Annotated in this window: 24 protein-coding genes and 1 pseudogene; 6 read left to right on the top strand and 19 right to left on the bottom strand. The window is 33.5% G+C overall.

Annotated features, from left to right (window positions below; all coding sequences use genetic code 11):
- Window positions 1-67: 67 nt before the first annotated feature.
- Window positions 68-1,393: a hypothetical protein gene (locus Trichorick_RS05855; RefSeq protein ID WP_323738069.1), complete on the top strand. Its 1,326-nt coding sequence runs from the start codon at window positions 68-70 to the stop codon at window positions 1,391-1,393.
- Window positions 1,394-1,525: 132 nt separating this feature from the next.
- Here the strand turns inward: Trichorick_RS05855 and Trichorick_RS05860 are convergent.
- The 6 genes and pseudogenes from Trichorick_RS05860 to Trichorick_RS05885 form a co-directional block, all read right to left on the bottom strand.
- A pseudogene (locus Trichorick_RS05860) lies at window positions 1,526-1,741 on the bottom strand (IS256 family transposase); the annotation flags it as partial.
- Window positions 1,742-1,821: 80 nt separating this feature from the next.
- Window positions 1,822-2,331 (bottom strand): PD-(D/E)XK nuclease family transposase, encoded by a 510-nt coding sequence (locus Trichorick_RS05865; protein WP_323738070.1) that lies wholly within the window; start codon window positions 2,329-2,331, stop codon window positions 1,822-1,824.
- On the bottom strand, window positions 2,324-2,701 hold the full coding sequence (locus Trichorick_RS05870) for a PD-(D/E)XK nuclease family transposase (RefSeq protein ID WP_323738071.1): 378 nt from the start codon (window positions 2,699-2,701) through the stop codon (window positions 2,324-2,326). Before Trichorick_RS05870 ends, Trichorick_RS05865 begins: the two co-directional genes overlap by 8 nt.
- 22 nt (window positions 2,702-2,723) lie before the next feature.
- Window positions 2,724-3,308, bottom strand: coding sequence for a recombinase family protein (locus Trichorick_RS05875; RefSeq protein WP_323738072.1), 585 nt, complete (start codon window positions 3,306-3,308; stop codon window positions 2,724-2,726).
- Window positions 3,309-3,576: 268 nt separating this feature from the next.
- Window positions 3,577-3,729 (bottom strand): hypothetical protein, encoded by a 153-nt coding sequence (locus Trichorick_RS05880; protein ID WP_323738073.1) that lies wholly within the window; start codon window positions 3,727-3,729, stop codon window positions 3,577-3,579.
- Window positions 3,726-4,658, bottom strand: a complete 933-nt coding sequence (locus Trichorick_RS05885) for an Rpn family recombination-promoting nuclease/putative transposase (protein ID WP_323738074.1) — start codon at window positions 4,656-4,658, stop codon at window positions 3,726-3,728. The genes Trichorick_RS05880 and Trichorick_RS05885 overlap by 4 nt, the downstream gene beginning before the upstream one ends.
- A gap of 98 nt (window positions 4,659-4,756) precedes the next feature.
- Between Trichorick_RS05885 and tmk the strand changes: the two genes are divergently transcribed.
- Window positions 4,757-5,152: a dTMP kinase gene (gene tmk, locus Trichorick_RS05890; protein WP_323738075.1), complete on the top strand. Its 396-nt coding sequence runs from the start codon at window positions 4,757-4,759 to the stop codon at window positions 5,150-5,152.
- A gap of 141 nt (window positions 5,153-5,293) precedes the next feature.
- On the opposite strand, the gene Trichorick_RS05895 is transcribed toward tmk, so the two are convergent.
- The 4 genes from Trichorick_RS05895 to Trichorick_RS05910 form a co-directional block, all read right to left on the bottom strand.
- Window positions 5,294-5,425 carry a type II toxin-antitoxin system Phd/YefM family antitoxin gene (locus Trichorick_RS05895; protein ID WP_323738076.1) on the bottom strand — a complete coding sequence of 44 codons (132 nt, stop codon included), beginning with the start codon at window positions 5,423-5,425 and terminating at the stop codon, window positions 5,294-5,296.
- Between the two features lie 102 nt (window positions 5,426-5,527).
- Window positions 5,528-5,887 carry a type II toxin-antitoxin system VapC family toxin gene (locus Trichorick_RS05900; RefSeq protein ID WP_323738077.1) on the bottom strand — a complete coding sequence of 120 codons (360 nt, stop codon included), beginning with the start codon at window positions 5,885-5,887 and terminating at the stop codon, window positions 5,528-5,530.
- A complete protein-coding gene (locus tag Trichorick_RS05905) occupies window positions 5,884-6,114 on the bottom strand; it encodes a type II toxin-antitoxin system Phd/YefM family antitoxin (RefSeq protein WP_323738078.1) in 231 nt (76 codons plus the stop codon). The genes Trichorick_RS05900 and Trichorick_RS05905 overlap by 4 nt, the downstream gene beginning before the upstream one ends.
- Before the next feature lie 105 nt (window positions 6,115-6,219).
- Window positions 6,220-6,630, bottom strand: coding sequence for a type IV secretion system DNA-binding domain-containing protein (locus Trichorick_RS05910; protein WP_410250242.1), 411 nt, complete (start codon window positions 6,628-6,630; stop codon window positions 6,220-6,222).
- On the opposite strand from Trichorick_RS05910, the gene Trichorick_RS05915 reads away from it, so the two are divergent.
- Entirely contained in the window at window positions 6,593-7,006 is a 414-nt protein-coding gene (locus Trichorick_RS05915; RefSeq protein ID WP_323738079.1) for a recombinase family protein, read from the top strand. The genes Trichorick_RS05910 and Trichorick_RS05915 overlap by 38 nt on opposite strands.
- Here the strand turns inward: Trichorick_RS05915 and Trichorick_RS05920 are convergent.
- Both Trichorick_RS05920 and Trichorick_RS05925 read right to left on the bottom strand, forming a co-directional pair.
- Complete coding sequence (locus Trichorick_RS05920; protein ID WP_323738080.1) at window positions 7,003-7,182, bottom strand: hypothetical protein; 180 nt, start codon at window positions 7,180-7,182, stop codon at window positions 7,003-7,005. The genes Trichorick_RS05915 and Trichorick_RS05920 overlap by 4 nt on opposite strands.
- The gene (locus Trichorick_RS05925) at window positions 7,142-7,849 is read right to left on the bottom strand and encodes an Rpn family recombination-promoting nuclease/putative transposase (protein ID WP_323738081.1); all 708 of its coding nucleotides are present in this window, start codon (window positions 7,847-7,849) and stop codon (window positions 7,142-7,144) included. Before Trichorick_RS05925 ends, Trichorick_RS05920 begins: the two co-directional genes overlap by 41 nt.
- A 170-nt stretch (window positions 7,850-8,019) precedes the next feature.
- Here Trichorick_RS05925 and Trichorick_RS05930 point away from each other — a divergent pair, with 170 nt between their 5' ends.
- Together Trichorick_RS05930 and Trichorick_RS05935 are read left to right on the top strand one after the other, a co-directional pair.
- Window positions 8,020-8,871: a hypothetical protein gene (locus tag Trichorick_RS05930; protein WP_323738082.1), complete on the top strand. Its 852-nt coding sequence runs from the start codon at window positions 8,020-8,022 to the stop codon at window positions 8,869-8,871.
- Between the two features lie 75 nt (window positions 8,872-8,946).
- On the top strand, window positions 8,947-9,138 hold the full coding sequence (locus Trichorick_RS05935) for a hypothetical protein (RefSeq protein ID WP_323738083.1): 192 nt from the start codon (window positions 8,947-8,949) through the stop codon (window positions 9,136-9,138).
- 151 nt (window positions 9,139-9,289) lie between these two features.
- Here Trichorick_RS05935 and tolB read toward each other — a convergent pair whose 3' ends face one another.
- The 6 genes from tolB to rplU form a co-directional block, all read right to left on the bottom strand.
- Window positions 9,290-10,612, bottom strand: coding sequence for a Tol-Pal system beta propeller repeat protein TolB (gene tolB, locus Trichorick_RS05940; protein WP_323738084.1), 1,323 nt, complete (start codon window positions 10,610-10,612; stop codon window positions 9,290-9,292).
- Between the two features lie 49 nt (window positions 10,613-10,661).
- Window positions 10,662-11,636, bottom strand: coding sequence for an energy transducer TonB (locus Trichorick_RS05945; protein ID WP_323738085.1), 975 nt, complete (start codon window positions 11,634-11,636; stop codon window positions 10,662-10,664).
- Window positions 11,626-12,063, bottom strand: coding sequence for a protein TolR (gene tolR, locus Trichorick_RS05950; protein WP_323738086.1), 438 nt, complete (start codon window positions 12,061-12,063; stop codon window positions 11,626-11,628). The genes Trichorick_RS05945 and tolR overlap by 11 nt, the downstream gene beginning before the upstream one ends.
- A gap of 206 nt (window positions 12,064-12,269) precedes the next feature.
- On the bottom strand, window positions 12,270-12,995 hold the full coding sequence (gene tolQ / locus Trichorick_RS05955; protein WP_323738087.1) for a protein TolQ: 726 nt from the start codon (window positions 12,993-12,995) through the stop codon (window positions 12,270-12,272).
- Window positions 12,996-13,258: 263 nt separating this feature from the next.
- Window positions 13,259-13,510: a 50S ribosomal protein L27 gene (rpmA, locus tag Trichorick_RS05960; protein ID WP_323738088.1), complete on the bottom strand. Its 252-nt coding sequence runs from the start codon at window positions 13,508-13,510 to the stop codon at window positions 13,259-13,261.
- A 32-nt stretch (window positions 13,511-13,542) separates the two neighbouring features.
- Window positions 13,543-13,860, bottom strand: a complete 318-nt coding sequence (gene rplU / locus Trichorick_RS05965; protein WP_316353981.1) for a 50S ribosomal protein L21 — start codon at window positions 13,858-13,860, stop codon at window positions 13,543-13,545.
- A 155-nt stretch (window positions 13,861-14,015) separates the two neighbouring features.
- Between rplU and pbpC the strand changes: the two genes are divergently transcribed.
- Window positions 14,016-16,232 carry a penicillin-binding protein 1C gene (gene pbpC, locus Trichorick_RS05970; RefSeq protein WP_410250243.1) on the top strand — a complete coding sequence of 739 codons (2,217 nt, stop codon included), beginning with the start codon at window positions 14,016-14,018 and terminating at the stop codon, window positions 16,230-16,232.
- Here pbpC and Trichorick_RS05975 read toward each other — a convergent pair.
- Complete coding sequence (locus Trichorick_RS05975) at window positions 16,229-16,534, bottom strand: hypothetical protein (protein ID WP_323738090.1); 306 nt, start codon at window positions 16,532-16,534, stop codon at window positions 16,229-16,231. The two genes, pbpC and Trichorick_RS05975, sit on opposite strands and share 4 nt — an antisense overlap.
- Window positions 16,535-16,641: the final 107 nt, after the last annotated feature.

Consider the following 16,641-nt stretch of genomic DNA (forward strand, 5'->3'; position numbering starts at 1 on the left):
CTGTTTAATTCCAATTCTTGATTCGTGATGGATATAATACTAAAAATAATTAATTTATGAGTGTTTTATGTCTAAAAAAATAGATGAGATTCAGAAGATGGTAGATGAGCTAGAGGCTGATGTTAATAAACAACTTAAGGTCTCACAACAAGAACTTGATAAAGCGTACGAAAAGACTGAGCAGCAATTCACGGAATTTGAAAAACAGCAAGATAGGCTGTTTAAGATGTTTGAAAACCCTGAAATGAGTCATCAGGCGGATCTTGAATTAGAAAAAATGGCAAAAGAAATGGGGATTGACCTTAATGCAAAAAATTCTGATAATCTTGAGATAGATAGAATAATTAAAGAAGCAGAGAGAGAGGTTGAGGCGGAAAGAAAAATTGGTGGAAAGGGTTCTAAAATGACTCAAGATCAGCTACTTGATCTTGAAATAGAAAAACTGGCCAAAGAGATGGGGATAGATATTAATGAAAAAGATTCCGTCATTAATACAGCAAAACAATCTGGTCACCAGTCATCAATAAGTGAGGATAACGTTGAAAAAGAATATCAGCAATTATTAAAAGAGGTGGAGCAAGAGGAAAGTAACAAACAATCAGCTCGCAAATCGCCATCAAGTGGTTTGTCAATTGAAGAACGTGTGAAACACAGAGGAGCTAATATCTCTACTATGATTAAATCTCATGGAGCTATAGCGGATGAATTTGCTAAAACCTCATCTAATCCAGAAGAAAAAGCACAACTTACAACATTTAGTGAAAATGCTACTAAACTAAGCAAAATAGTTGATAAAGTTACATCGATTGAAACACCTGATAAAAATGTACAAGATTTGAGTGGTGATCAAGCTAAGGAGAAACAACAAAGCTCTAACAAGTTGATGAGCGGCATTGCACAAGCTGCAGAAAAACTTTACTCAGGATTAAAATCTGGTATTTCAACTGCAATAGACAAAATTAAAGAGTTAGGTTCGAAATGTGTAGATTCTATCAAATCATGGTTTAGTAAACCCCAAAAAGAGCAAGAGGTAGTAGTTGCTCAAACTATCTCTGCAACAAAAAAGACTGTAGACACAGTTAAAAACCCATCTGAGAAGTTGAAGGAAGCTACCAAAGATTTACAAAGTAGTTTCAAGGATTTACAAAAGCAATATGCTAAAATTCTTCCCAAGGAAAAGCAAGCGGCATTTAAAAAGTGGCAAGAAAATAAAGTTGCAGATAAAATGACGTCCCAGGAACTTATAAAAGAAACTAAAAAAATTATGGGAGCATTGGTAAAACAACATGTTAAAAACACAGAGCAAGATAAACAAAAATTGCAGCAAGCGCATAAAAACAGGCTTAATAAAATTAATAATAAAGGTGCACCAAGCTCTGGTGGTCGTAGTTAGTTTGAGAAGATGTCGTCAAATCATAGCCAATTCGGTAATGCCTCTATTTTGCATTTAAGGTAGGAAAGGGTACGGCGTTGTTGCATGAATCGAATTTTTGGGAAGTGTTCAAAGAACTGTGTCATTTTAAAATTATCTCCCAAATTTTAGTCTGTCTGGGAAATAAATATCAAGCTGAGAAATGGTCAGTGCCCAATTTGGTACTGGCATATTCCATTTGGCGATAATCTGTTTTATAGCACAAAATACTAGCTTAAACAAAGCATTTTCTGATGTAAATGAACCTTTGGTTTTGGTATATTTTCTTACCTGACGATGGAATCCTTCTATTGGGTTTGTCGTATAAAGTCTGCTGCCTATAAAAACGAATTAAGATCGCTAAAATAAAGTAAAGACGAACTTTTTTAAAGCAGATCATTTTGTTGACTTTATACAGGTTTGGTGTTTTGACGCGCATCACCTATTTTAGTTTCTAAATTTTTAACTTCTTCTTCAGATAAACCGGTAGTTTTTATGACTAGGTCGAACGGTAACCCTGATTCTAATAAATTTCTGGCAATTTTTATTTTTTCTTCCTCTCTACCTTCCTCTCTACCTTTATCTTCTGCATGTTTTAAGTTGTTTTTTTCCATATCATCGTCTATCTTGGAGGCTATATAGGCTTCTTTCTCTTCAGGAGACCAGTTATGTTGCTCTAGTTTACGATATGCTTGCAAGACGTTTTTATTTTTTACCTGTGGTATGGAATCGAGATGAGCGGCTTCTTTAAACATCTCCAGCCACTCAAGGGTAGAACCGGTTAAACCCGACTTCTCTAGCTTAGGAAGTTCTATAAATATATGTGACTGGGTTAAAAGAAGCTGTTTACCGGTAGTAGTCTCGACGAACGGATGATAGGAGATACAAGGTATATCATCGTCAAAGCATTTTCTACCCATTATCGAGATAGTTATAACAGGGTTTAATTCTGTGTGCCGTGCCTTGTTCTAATTGATCGGTAATAGCGTGGGAAGCATAATATTGGATTCTCTGTAAATAATCTTCTTCATTACGCTTCTGCATCTCTATTATATATATGTTGTTCTTATCATCCTTAACCTTTAAGTCGCATAAGCTCTTTTTCCCTTTTAGGAGACTAGGCATTTGATCTTTATGAAGGAACTTTATAGAGATTAGCTTACTAGAGAACGGAAACTCTACGGCATTACTTATTATAGATTCGGCAAAATCTTTTATACCTTCTATATTATCTTCACTGAAGATCTTTTTAAAGGCTACATCGTTCCGTGGATTTGCGAGTTTAGTCATGGTACATTCTCTTGAGTAAATTTTAACTATCTAAATTAGTAGCTATTGTAGAAGGTTCTAAGGTTATTAGTTGTTTAATCTTATAAATCGTCCCTCTGGATATTTCTAGCTCTTTGGCGATTTGAGTAGGGCGCTTACCTTCCAGTAAATGTTGTTTAATCTTGTCTTGACAAATAGAAGGAGGTCTACCTTTATAAATACCCTTGATCTTAGCGGCAGCAATTCCGTCAGCTTGACGCTCACGGCGCAAGTTAGTTTCAAACTCGGCAAATATTCCAAGCATATCGAAGAATGCTTTACCGGTTGCAGTTGAGGTATTTACGGGTTGTTCTATCGCGATTAAATGAGCACCTTTTGCTTTGAGCAGGTCAACTATAATTTGTAAATCTTTTAACGAGCGTGCAAGACGATCTATACGTGTTACTACTAAGTATTCATCTTTATGAATAAAATCCAATATATTATTTAGCTCTTTTCGATCCGCTAAATTATTTCCGCTTTTTTGTTCGGTTCGGATAATTTCACAATTTGCAGCTTTGAGTGCAATAATTTGAGAATCTAGATTTTGTTCCACGGTTGATGTGCGTGCGTAGCCGATTTTAGTCATAAAATGTCTATTTTGGGTATGCTGTCGATAATTTTTGTATATTAACTAAAATCAGACCTAAAATAAACAATTATTTTGGATGATTTTGTTCATTAAGTAATGTATTTTTTGGGTGTACTCATAATAACGATTTTTTATCAAATTTTTCGGTAATTTAGTTGTCGGTAGACAGAAAAATATAAAGAAGCTTTAGAAAGTGTAAAAGCAAAGCTTATTTGCAGAAGTTTTGCTTTAAATTTTTTGTTTTTTTGTAATTGACTATCAAAAATTACTGCAGTAATAACTTGATTCTGTTTACCTCATCAACGCTCTTTCCTGTGGTCATGGAAATTAATTGGAGGCCGATGTTTTGTTCAAGCATTTTTATTATCAAATTTAATAGAGCATTCTCTACATCGCAGGAAATTTTAGAATTATTCACGATTTCAGCTTCTCAATTTCAGTTATTGGTAGACCGGTAAATTCTATAATTTCTTCTACAGTTTTTCCTTTGGTAAACATTAATTTTATTAGTTCAGCCTTACCTTCGGCCTTACCTCTAGCTTCACCTCTAGCTTCACCTTCTTCTATGTATTTTTGAGCTATACTGCGCATAATATCTTCTCCATGTGCTTCCGACAAATGATGCGTTATCAATTGCCCTAATTCTTGTTGCTTATCTTCGGACACTTTCGTGTCAGTATACCAAAGAAAGTGTTTTATGTAAATGTAGCCTTTATCTTTATCAATAAGAATAGCTTCATTAAATTCTTGCAGAAATCGCTCCCATAATTTCAACATATCTCGTTGATGGATATGCTTCATAAAAAACTCAAGCATTCCTAAATGCTGCTTTTTCTTTATTTCGTCATCGGACATACTTTGCAAGTCAATCAACTTGTAATTATCGCTCATTAGTTTTTTGGCTTGCTCAGGGATAGTAAATAAATCCCATAGATTCATTGGAGCATTATACTTTGCAGTGCCGTTATAAAGTAGCAGCGGCGCAATAATTGGTAGCTTACCGTTGTTACTTTTGTGACGTTCACATAACAACAGCATATACTTCCATAACCTCAAGGCAATCCAATAATCACAAGTTGACTGGGCTTCAATTAACACGTAAACAAAGGCTTGCTCATTATTACGAGTTTGTACCGAATAGACTATATCGCTAAATTTACGCTTAAGATTTTCTTCGATATAGGATTCTTTCTCAATTTTTATTTTTGATAAATCGATTAGTTTTTTAAAATCATCAGGTAGATAATACTCTAGAAAATCACGAGCAGTAACTACATCTTCCATGATTTTTTTAAATAACCCATCGCTTGGGATAGATGTAATCTTTGTACGTTTTTTTCTGCTCATCTAAATTTTATATGCACTGATTTTTATAAACTTTGTATTTTTTAGCTTATCGTTGTTTCTCTATAATTACGCTAAATTATAAAATAAGTTAATGTAAAATGCTTTTCGATTACCTGGAATCTCGTAACATCAAAGTAGTACTAACTCGTGAGATTGGCGGAGTTAACACTGCGGAAGCTATCAGAAATATTGTTGTTAATCAGGAGTTACTTCCAATGTCAGAATTAATGCTAGTAATGGCTGCTAGATTTGAACATGTGAACAAATTAATATTACCCAAGTTACAAGATGGTTATTGGGTAATTTGTGATCGCTTTATAGATTCTACAGCTTGCTATCAATGGCTTGTTCAAGACATAGGTGCGGAGAGAATATACCAGCTACATCAACAACTAATATCAAATCTGTTGCCTGATCTTACCTTCTTCATCGATATAGAGCCTACAAAAGCTTTACCACGAGCCTTGAGTCGTAACGATACCAATAAAATATAGAAAGTTATAGCTTTATCTGGCAATTGTTTTGTAATAAGGTATATAAATCACACAACTTACCTATGGACTTGATTGGTTAAAAGATTATTTTTGGCACTCCCAAAGTGGCAGCCTATCTGCGATGTTTAGGTTGTTGCAATCTCACATTGTACGAGTGACGGGATAAAAGTGTGGGGTACTATGATTGGTAATACAGAGTTCTTCTCCGGCTTCTACTTCTTTAATTAACTCCGGAAGATGTGTTTTAGTTTTAAACATTCCTACAATTTTCATAACTCTATTCAACTAGTTTATTTTACTAGTCTAGTATATGACGACATTTCTTGCAAGTTAAGTTTTATATACCTATTCATATATTTAGTTACTTTAGTGATATTATTTATATTGTAGGATCTTTGAGTCGGTAGTGAGAATTGTTAGATTCTCAGTTTTAGACTGAGCAACTAAAAGGCGGTCGAAAGGGTCATTATGTATAAGCGGCAGCTCTTTAATATAATCTAAGTGCAGTATTTTAATATCTAGCCAAGTAAAACCGCTATCTAATACTGCTTTAGCTAAATCTGCATTTACAGTTATTCTTCCAAGGGTTTGCTTAATAATAATCTCCCAATAACTCGCTATGCTGATAAAAATATTATTCTTCGTATCAAGTATTAACTCTTTAAACTTGCCGAGTTTTATATCATCTCCTTCTAAAGCCCAAATTAGAACGCAAGTATCTAACAAGTACTTCATTTATACTCACCTATAATTTCATCCGGCAAATCCGAATCAAAATTATCTAAGACTTTAATTTTATTTTTTAAAATACCTATTCTACGTACTTTAGGAGGAGTATATTTTATTAATTGTCCAACCGGTATTCCGTTTCTACATATTACTATAGTTTCATGATTTTCATTTATTTTATCTATATATTTAGATAAATTGGTCTTAGCATCATGCATATTTACAAATTGCATATCACCTACAAAACAGTTTAACTAAGCTAAGTTTAGCTTAGTTAAAAAGCAATGTCAATAAAACATATTATCAGTTTCGTTTACAAAGGGTATAGCTTTAATTGCTTAATTAGTTGTAATACTAAGCTTTAACCCAATCTTATACAAAAACCTATAAAAAAAGCCCGGTGCTTGGATTTTCATTTTTAGTAAAGTAACAGGCCAGTTGCCAGCTAGCTTTATATAATATGACAAATCCGGTAAAGCCATAATTTCAGAAGGCATTACCAATAATCGTGATTTTTCTAAATTATTAATATTAACCCCGTCTCGCATACTGTTAGCGCCATAAGATAAATTCTCTTGTAATTCTCTAGTCTCTTGTTCCACTAACATAGCGGCAGACCTTTGTGCCGTTTGAGGATCGCCGACACGAAAAATAAATTTATTATTAAATAAATCTACCGGCAGTAACGTTGATAGACCCGGCCTTAACTCATTGCTTTTTAAAGTAGAAGAAGGTGATGTGATCCTCATTACCAAATTAGATAGATTGGGTAGAGATACTGCAGATATGATAAATCTTATCAACCAATTTGATAAAATGCATGTAGGTATCCGTTTTTTAGATGACGGTATTAGTACAGAAGGATCTACAGGCAAAATGGTAATTATTTTGTCTGCCGTTGCGGAAGCGGAACGGCTTAGAATATTAGAACGTACTAACGAAGGTAGGATTGAAGCAAAATCTAAAGGCATAAAATTTGGTCGTAAGCGTAAAATTGATCGGGAGAAATTACTAAAGTACAAAGAGAACGGTATTATAGGTACTGCTCTTGCCAAAGAAATGGGAATAAGCCGCGCTGCAGTATATAAAATATTGAAAGAAACAAATTGCACTATAATTAATTAAGATAAAAGCTTTTTAATTTCTGCAATAGATAAACCGGTAGCGGTAGATATAACATTAATATCTATATTTTGAGATAATAAACTCTTAGCAATTTCTATATTTCGTTCAGCTTTACCTTCCTCTCTACCCTCAGTCCTACCTATCTTCTCTACCTTCAGCTTTAGCTTTTTTTCCATATTTTTTCAAGGTATTAGTTTCTATTCTAAGCCACTTAAGGTGTTCTTCATAAGCTTCTCTCTCAGCATCAGTAAAGTTCATTACTTCCAGCACGTTGATAGCTTTTTTAAGCTCAGGATTGTCTAATATTTTAGGCAAGTTATCGGTTTTTAATAAATCATTTCTTGTTAGGAACGCTAACCACACGTCTAGAGAATTTTTCACTTTTGTGAGTATATCCGATAATTCTTCATTAGAATTATCGGCGAATTTCTTAAGCTCGATAGTATGAAGTTCTAAATCTTTAAAGTATAATAGGCCGCTGTCTTTTTCGGTAATCTGAAACACGTTATGATACTTGGCCGCATCCGGAATCGAAACAAAGTTAAGGATATGGATACCTATGGCTTTAGAAAGTAGAGAATAGTCTTCAGCTACTCTTAATTGTTCGGTATATAATTTAGCCCAGTAATATAAAGCTCTTTTATCGTAATCAGCTTCATCGCTAATTTGAATTTCAATATTAAATCTTTTACCGTCTATACCTTTTGCTTTAATGTCTAGCACCGATAACTTATCTCGGTAAAAGTTTTGTGGATTGTATGGGTTAAGTATAATGGTTCTGTCGCATCTGCTAGAAGCGTAGTATTTTTTGATAAAATCAAAGTGAAAATTTATACTATTCATAGTATGTGATTAATATAAATTACAAGCTTTTTTCACAGATGCGACAGAACCATATTTAGAACTGCTGGAGGTTAGAAGGCGTTTATGCAACAAAGCTGTTAAATATCACTTGATTTTAATAATTATTTATTATATATTTAAAATTTTTAATATAATCAACGTGATATTTTATGAAATCTAATTCTTTGCAAACAGAAAGCATTAACTCTTCTCAAGAAAGCATAACCAAGTCTTTAAATTTTAGTTGTGAATCAAATAATTATCGTTCTAGTTCTATAGGATATTCTACTTCTTGGGTACCTTACGATTCAATACAAGAGGATTCTTATGGTATACTAACTACTACCCCAGACTTCCATATGTGGTATGGCACCAATCTTAATATTAACAACATTTATAAACACACACCTAATAATGCGTTTAGTGGGTGGAAAATTCATATAAGTGTACATAAAGATGATTTAAGAAAAGCATGGGAAATTTTTGGAAAAATTGTGGATGAACAAGAAATCATCCCTACTTCTAAAGTAATTCGAAAAGAGATGTTGAAAGAGCTAGATAAAGAAGAATGTCCTCAAAGAGGAAAAATGATTACAATATATGATCATAATGAAAATATTAATTGGAAACACTTGTTGTTAAGTATAGAGCAAAGTTTCTGTGATGCCAAGATACGTTCTAGTTTCAATGTATTGGGAGATAAAAAAATTAAAAATAGTAAATATCTATCGTATCGTAATGAAACAGATCACAATGGCAAGTATATATCTATGGAAAAAATTCAATCAATGAGTATTGAAGAATCTCAACTATATAATCCTTTTAACAAAAAAGAAAACTTCGATTATATTGATTGCTTAGAAATATATTCAAACAATATTTTAGGTGATGTTTTGGAGCGTGATCATATGTTATTAAATGCTAATATTTCTAGTCTTCTTATTGAAGAATTCTATCAACCATCAGATATCGATATCGATGTTTTAGGAGAGGAGTGGGTGGTTTTGCCAGTCGCTGAATGAACCTGTTGCGATAAAACCTAAGAAGCTACTTTTGCGTAAGTTATGATAACATGAAATATTAATAAATTTAAAACTATGAAAACAAACTTTACATTTGGTATAGAATTTGAAATGTTTTCTCTGCACTCAGGCACAGAGAGTATTAGTACTACAATAGGAAAAATAGCTCCAGCATATCAAAAGCTTATGCAAGAAAAAAAGCAAACGGAAATCAAGTATGCAATGAGCGTTATTACAAAAGAAGAATTAACAAAAATTTATTGCTAAATTAAATTAGACTTATTTTGGTTGGTGACTTGTCTTCAGTCTGAAACGTACTCTCTATGTACGTTGCGGTTCTCGACTGCGCATTAAATAAAAATCCCTCGGTCACTTCTGGGTTTTAAAAGAAGTTTATTAGAAATTAGTTTGTAAAATTTTAATGAAGAGTTTTGGACCAATCAGGATCAGAAGCATCCTTAGGTGTTGGGATTTCTAGCTCGTTGTAGCCGGTAAGATCTATTGAATATATCCTATTTTTGCCGGCAGTATTTCCTCTTGGCGGTTCACCTTTGGCAAACATAATTACTCGACCATTACCTGCCCAAGTTGGGCCTTCCACTAGGTAACCATTGGCGATAATTCTTTCACCAACATTTTCAGGGTTTGTTGTCGGACGCATGACCCCGATAGTAAATCCTCCACCTCTAGTCATTTTGGTAAAAGCTATATAATCACCACGTGGTGACCATGATGGTGCGGTATAATACCCGCCGCCAAAGCTGATTCGCTCAATATTTGTACCATCAGCATTCATAATATAAAGCTGCCTTGAGCCACTGCGATCAGAGTTAAATACAATTTTACTATTATCTGGAGAATAGCTAGGTGAGGTGTTAATGCTAGACCCTTGAGTTAGTTGCGTAATGCGCATTGTTTGAAAATTTATGGAAAAAATGTGAGTAGAACCATGTTTTGCAATCGACATTAAAGCTTTGCTGCCATCTGCATTGAAACGTGGAGCAAAAGACATGCCTGGAAAATCTCCTACTATAGTATCTTTCCCGGTTTTTAAGTTGCGCATATAAATCCGTGGAGCTTTACGAGCATAGGAAATATATAATAATCTATCAGCTTGTGGTGAAAATCTTGGCGTTAATACTAAATCTTTGCCATCAGTTAAATATTGATGATTAGCACCATCATAATCCATGACAGCGATGCGTTTTACTCGTTTAAGATATGTGCCGGTTTCAGCAACATAAGCAATTCTTGTATCAAAATAGCCTTTATCACCGGTAACTTTCTCGTAAATCTTATCAGCAATTTTATGAGCAACTCGGCGCCATAAATTAGCCGGTACCTCAAATACTTCACCGACTATGTCTTTTTCCAGCACCGTATCCCACAGAATAAAACTGACTTTCAGTTTACCATGCTCACCTTGAGTTACTTCACCATTTAATAATAAATTGGCATTTATTTGGCGCCATGTTACAAATAATGGTTTATGTTCAATGCCAATTTTATGTTCAATGAACGCTGCTCTAGAGATTGGCTTGAACAATCCTGACCGTTTTAGATCATTAGCAATGACATTAGTGATATTATCACCTGTTATATTATCTGCGCTATTATCCGCATTGAAATGATTAATTGCTACCGGAATAGGATCTGCATGACCACGGTTGATAGTAATAGTTTCGATAGCTTGACTGTTAAATGCAATTAACAATAATATACTAAAAAATAGGCGAATCATTTTAATATAACTCCAAATTCTGTTTAATTAGTCAGCTGCTCATAGATGTTTATCTTAATAGCTCACTAGAATCAAAAAGCAAATTAAATTCTTTCCAGATACTATAACGTTCAGCTGATAAATTTTCAAGAGGGCTTGCTTGCCATACTGCTCTCATAGCACTATTGGCAACCATCATACAAGCGTCTGGTGCCGCAGCTCCACAAAATTTGTCTTTGATTTGCACTTGCGTTACGGTGCCATCTTTATTGAGTGCTATATATAACGTAATTTTTACTTGTTCAATATTTGCTGTGCCAATGGGTATATTCCGGTGCTTTTCAATTTGTTGTTTAATTAAAGCTATCTCACTAATAGATAAAGCTAAGTTCTCATCATATGAACCTTTTGATTCTTTATCTACATCACTTTGCTCTGATTTTTTTGCATATTTAGTCGATTTGTTATTATTACCGTCAGATGATTGTTCTAAAGTTTTGAGTAGCGAATCAAGATCTTTATCATTGATAATTTTTTTCTTTTTATCTGGTTTGGTAGTAGGTTTACTTTCCTTCTTTTGATTCTTAGGTGATTCTTTTGGAATTTGCTTTTCCGGCTTAGGTTCAGGCTTAGGTTCTTTTTTTTGAATTGGTTCCGGTTTCTTAATATCAATAGCTTCTTCTTTAACTGGAGAATTTTCTTTTGGTAGTTCCGGTTCTTCTGCTATTGCAGGTTTTGTAGTTTCTGCGGCAGTAGTCGTTGGTTCTTTTTTTACAACTGGAGCTGGAGTTTCAGGAACGGGGTCGGCTTTAGTTTTTAATATTTTTTTTGCGTCCTCGACTTTTTCTGGTTCAGCTTGCTGAACTTTTTTGGTAGGTACGTTTGATATAGCACTAGTCGGTAGCATATCAAAGGTAATCACCTGTTCTTCTTCAAGCACTTTAGTTTCAAATGGTAAACCAAATATTACTATGTAAAATACCAATAAATGTACGGCAAGAGAACATGATAATGCTAGAAGTGAAGTATTATCATTATTTTTCATTGTGTTTAATATTGGAAATAAGTGCTACTTTTGAAAAACCAGCAGCATGAATTTCAGCAATGATTTTTACAATCTCACCATAAGGTGCTGCCTTGTCACCTCTGATAAAAATTCTAGTGTCTTTTTTTTCTTTTGTTATTTGAGTAAGTTTTTCTGCTATATGTGTACGTTCTATTTTAGTTTCAACTAGAAAGAGCTCACCTTTTTTGTTAATAGTTAAAACCAGTGGTTCATCCTGACCTGTCATTGGACTGGCTTTTGTTTCCGGTAGATCAACGTTAATACCTGCCACTAGCATTGGCGAAGTAACCATGAAAATTATTAATAATACCAGCATCACATCAACTAGCGGAGTGATGTTGATCTCACAGCTTATGCTACGCCTACCACGTCTATTATATTGTGTATTTGCTAGTTTAAAGGCCATAGATTATGCGTTTTCCTTAATTTTATCGCAACGGTTTAGTAAGAAGTTTATAATTACCGTAAATTTGGGATTGGATAGACGAAGGTCAAAATTGAATAAGTGCTAGGAGTCATAGAGCCGAGGAGCACAGCGTATGGTAATACGTGAGCACCGCAGATCTCTAGTTGACGACGACGCAATTCTCAATTTTCACCGAGTATATCATATCATATTTTTTCTTCATCAATCGCTCTAGATAAGAGAGTATTTAGTTCCCCTACAAAATCGTCCATCTTATTATTAATTGATATTACTTTATTCATTAAATAGCTATGAAAAATTACGGCAGGAATTGCTGCAAGCAAACCAATCGCAGTAGCAAGCAATGCTTCGGCTATTCCAGGTGCTACTACTGCTAATGAGGTGTTTTTTGAAGCAGCAATGGATTGAAAACTATGCATTATTCCCCATACAGTGCCGAATAATCCAATAAAAGTTGCGCTTGAACCTACTGTAGCTAGGAAAGTCAAGTTTGTTTCTAGTTTTTCTAGTTCACGGTCTCGTATTAAATGCATAGATTGTAGGATCCGTTCTTTTTGACCAATTTTTAAGAAAGAGTCTGTTTGATTCTTTCTATTACCACGCTTACATTCGTGCATGGCACCAACAAATATTGCGGCTAATGGGTTGTCAACAGCATTCTTTATGTTTTCATATAACTGATCCAAAATTTGTCCAGACCAAAATACTGACTCAAAAGCAGCGATTTTCTTTTTAATTTTAGTTAAACGTAAAGTTTTATCAAATATTATTGTCCATGACCAGATAGAGACAATAATGAGTAATAACATAACTGATTTACTAACAAGATCTGCGGAGGCTATTAGTGAAAAGATAGAAGAGTTATTACTTACAGTAATATTAGCTACTTCATTAACAGTTATGGTACTCATTATAGCTACTTAAATTTTAATGACAAAGATAAATTGGGGAATAGTTTTGTTAGCAAATAAGATCTGTAATGACATTTACATATCTTGCTTCAGAAAATTAAGATAAGAGTTAGAGTATAATGATATTTATCTGTGTGGTATTTGTTATTCCATCATAAGTTTTTTAGCAACTCTGTTTGACAACATTCATTTTATAACTTATGCCAGAATGACAAGTTTATTTCTGAACACCTTTGTATAGTTATAGCAAATAATTCCTATAACTATACTGCAAGTACATTTATTATTTTACGTCCTTTCTTACAAGTAAACTCTACCTTACCTTTAATTAAGGAAAATAATGTATGATCCTTCCCAATACCTACATTCTGACCAGGATGAAATTTTGTCCCACGTTGTCTAAAGATAATGTTGCCTGGTATAACATATTGTCCATCGGATTTTTTAGCGCCCAGTCTACGACCGGCAGAATCTCTACCGTTTCTAGAACTACCACCAGCTTTTTTCGTTGCCATCTTTCAATACCATCTATAATAAAATCAAAATATTATTTCTTTGTAATATCTAAAATCTTTATCTCTGTTAATTCTTGTCTATGCCCAGCAGTGCGTCGATAGTTTTGACGACGTTTTTTCTTAAATACTAATATTTTATCATCTTTAAGCTGACTAGTAATCTCAGCTGTTACAAGTGCATCCTTAACAATAGGAGTGCCAATAAAAAATGCCTTTGATGCTTCGCCAATCATCAGTATTTCATTGAATTCAACTTTCGCTCCGGGAATACCATCAATTTTCTCTATTTTTATTTTGCTATTTCTAGCAACTTTATATTGTTTTCCACCTGTTCTAATGACTGCAAACATATTAATAATCAAATTATATTTTAAAAATACTAGGGTAGTATATACTATAGACTGCTTGAGTCAATAGTAATTTAAACGGTATTAAAATTATAAAAAATTTTCACATGTTTCTTGCTAGATTTCTAATGTTGATGATAGCTATTTTGTTGTCATATATGATCCTTTCTAAACCTTTATTATTAGAAGATACGGATTTTTCCAGGATAGTTTTGGATAGAAATAAAAAATTAATACGCTTAACCATCTCTGCCGATCAGAAATATAGATTATATACATCACTAGACAATATAGCACCTCAATTTATTGAAGCGGTGTTGTTATATGAAGATAAATATTTTTATCAACATATAGGTGTTAATCCTATTGCGCTATATAAAGCTTTCATCCAGACATATCTTGGAGGTAATCGTAAAGTTGGCGGTTCAACTATTACTATGCAAGTGGCTAGATTGAAATTCAAAATAAAATCTAGTAATGTCTTAGGCAAAATTTGGCAAATAGTAAAAGCCATTCAGTTGGAATTACATTATTCAAAGCGTGATATATTAGAAGCCTATTTAAATTTAGTGCCGTATGGTGGTAATATTGAAGGGGTAGGAGCAGCAAGCTATATATATTTAGGTCGTCAAGCACAGGACTTAAACTTATTTGAAAGTTTAAGTTTGGCAGTGATTCCTCAGAATCCAGTTAAAAGAGCTCCAAATAGTAAAGTATTGGAAGTATCTAATAATAAAACTTTATTAGCCAGGAAATTTTTATTTGAGCGTTGGCAGGAGTTGCATCCACAAGATAAAGTTTATAATAAATTATTTGATTTGCCGGCTAAATTTAATTCTATACAAGATTTACCGTTTATAGCACCGCAGTTTACGTTAAGAATGCTTGCAACTAATAATCATCATAATATTACTACTACAATAGACAAAGAAATCCAAAGTTTAATTGCTCGTCAGCTTGAGGTTTATGTAAATGCGTCAACAATTTACGGCATTAAAAATGCTGCCGCCTTATTGATAGATTTTACTACCATGGAAGTGTTAGCAAGTGTTGGTTCAGCTAATTTTTCTGATGTCAATATTCAAGGTCAGATTGATGGGACAAGAACTAGGCGTTCTCCAGGGTCGACTTTAAAACCGTTTGTTTATGCTTTAGCTTTTGATCAAGGATTAATCCATCCACTAACATTGTTGAAAGATACACCATATAATTATGGTAATTATTTACCGGAAAATTTTGATGGTGATTTTATTGGGCCTATTAGTGCTAGAGATGCATTGATTAAGAGTAGAAATGTTCCGGTATTATATCTCGCTTCCAAGTTATTCAACCCAACTTTTTATGAATTTTTAAAACAATCTGGAGTAGCCAGATTATTACCTGTAGATAAGTATGGATTATCATTAGCTCTTGGTGGTGTAGAAGTTACTATGGAAGAGCTAGTAAAATTATATGCCATGCTTGCAAATATGGGGAGATATCAGGAACTTAAGAAAGTAATAGAGGTACAACCAAATAATCTTGAGATTAGTTCACTATTATCACCTGAAGCTAGCTATATGACTCTAGACATATTAAAGAATGTAGCAAGACCTGGATTAAATGCCAATATGTTAGGTAGTGCAGCGACAAATTTAGCAGTTTATTGGAAGACAGGGACTTCTAGCGCATTTCGTGATAGTTGGGCTGTAGGTATATTCGGTAAATATGTGCTTGCAGTGTGGGTTGGTGATTTTCAAGGAAAAGTTAAGGGGCAGTTTATCGGAGTGAAAACCGCAGCGCCATTATTTTTTAATATTATTGATTCTTTAACTAGTATAAATCTAATTGAAGATTTAATTAGCTATAAAGTGCCATCATTAAAGATTACTAAGGTTTTAGCTTGTGCTGATACTGGCGATATAGATAATAACCTATGTCCTATTAAGACTGATACGTGGTTTATTCCAGGTAAATCGCCAATTAAGCCTAGTGGTATATATAGAAAACAAGAGAGACAACTGGCATCAGGGAATAATTCTTATCAGATCAGCAAGTTCTGGTCCAGTGATCTGAACCAGGTTAGTATAAATAAAAATCCTTTGCCGTCTACTATAAGTGTTTATGGAGTTAATAGCAATAGCTACCAGAAACCAGAAATTACTTCTCCGCTTAAAAATGTTGTTTATTCACTTAAAGTTAGTAAATTTATTACTTTTTCAGCGATTACTGATGCAAATGCTGCAACACTATTCTGGTTTGTAGATAATCAATTTATTGCTAAAACTATGCCCACAGAATTGTTTTTATGGCAGGCAACTATTGGTAAAAAAATCATCAGGGTTATTGATAATAATGGCTATAGTCATACTAGAGTTATAATAGTAGAAAATTAGCTATCATTTTGATCACTTTGATCATATTGTATTTTTGAATTTTCTCCTGAAATATTTGCTGAGAATGGGTTGTTTTCTTTGTTTTCCATATTTTCTAAATTAAAGCGCTCAGTTACATATTGATCATTAAGTGCTTTGACAAATTGTTCTGCTGTAACCTTTTTTCCTTGCATCATCTGCATAACTAATAGTTTTACTTGCTCTGAAACTCCGTTTTTCTCAATTTCTTCAATTTTTTTTAAATAATGTTTTTTTTCTTCTTCTGAGACAGGTATAGGTAATTTAGTTGATTTCTTTTTCATAATATTTTCCTAAAGTTATGAACTATAAAATTAAAATTTATGGCTACCCAATATATACTGTGTATAAATGAAGAGTTGGAAAAATTGCAGTGCGTAGCCGCAAATAG

The sequence above is a fragment of the Candidatus Trichorickettsia mobilis genome, assembly GCF_034366785.1.
In the GTDB taxonomy this organism is placed as follows: domain Bacteria; phylum Pseudomonadota; class Alphaproteobacteria; order Rickettsiales; family Rickettsiaceae; genus Trichorickettsia; species Trichorickettsia mobilis_A.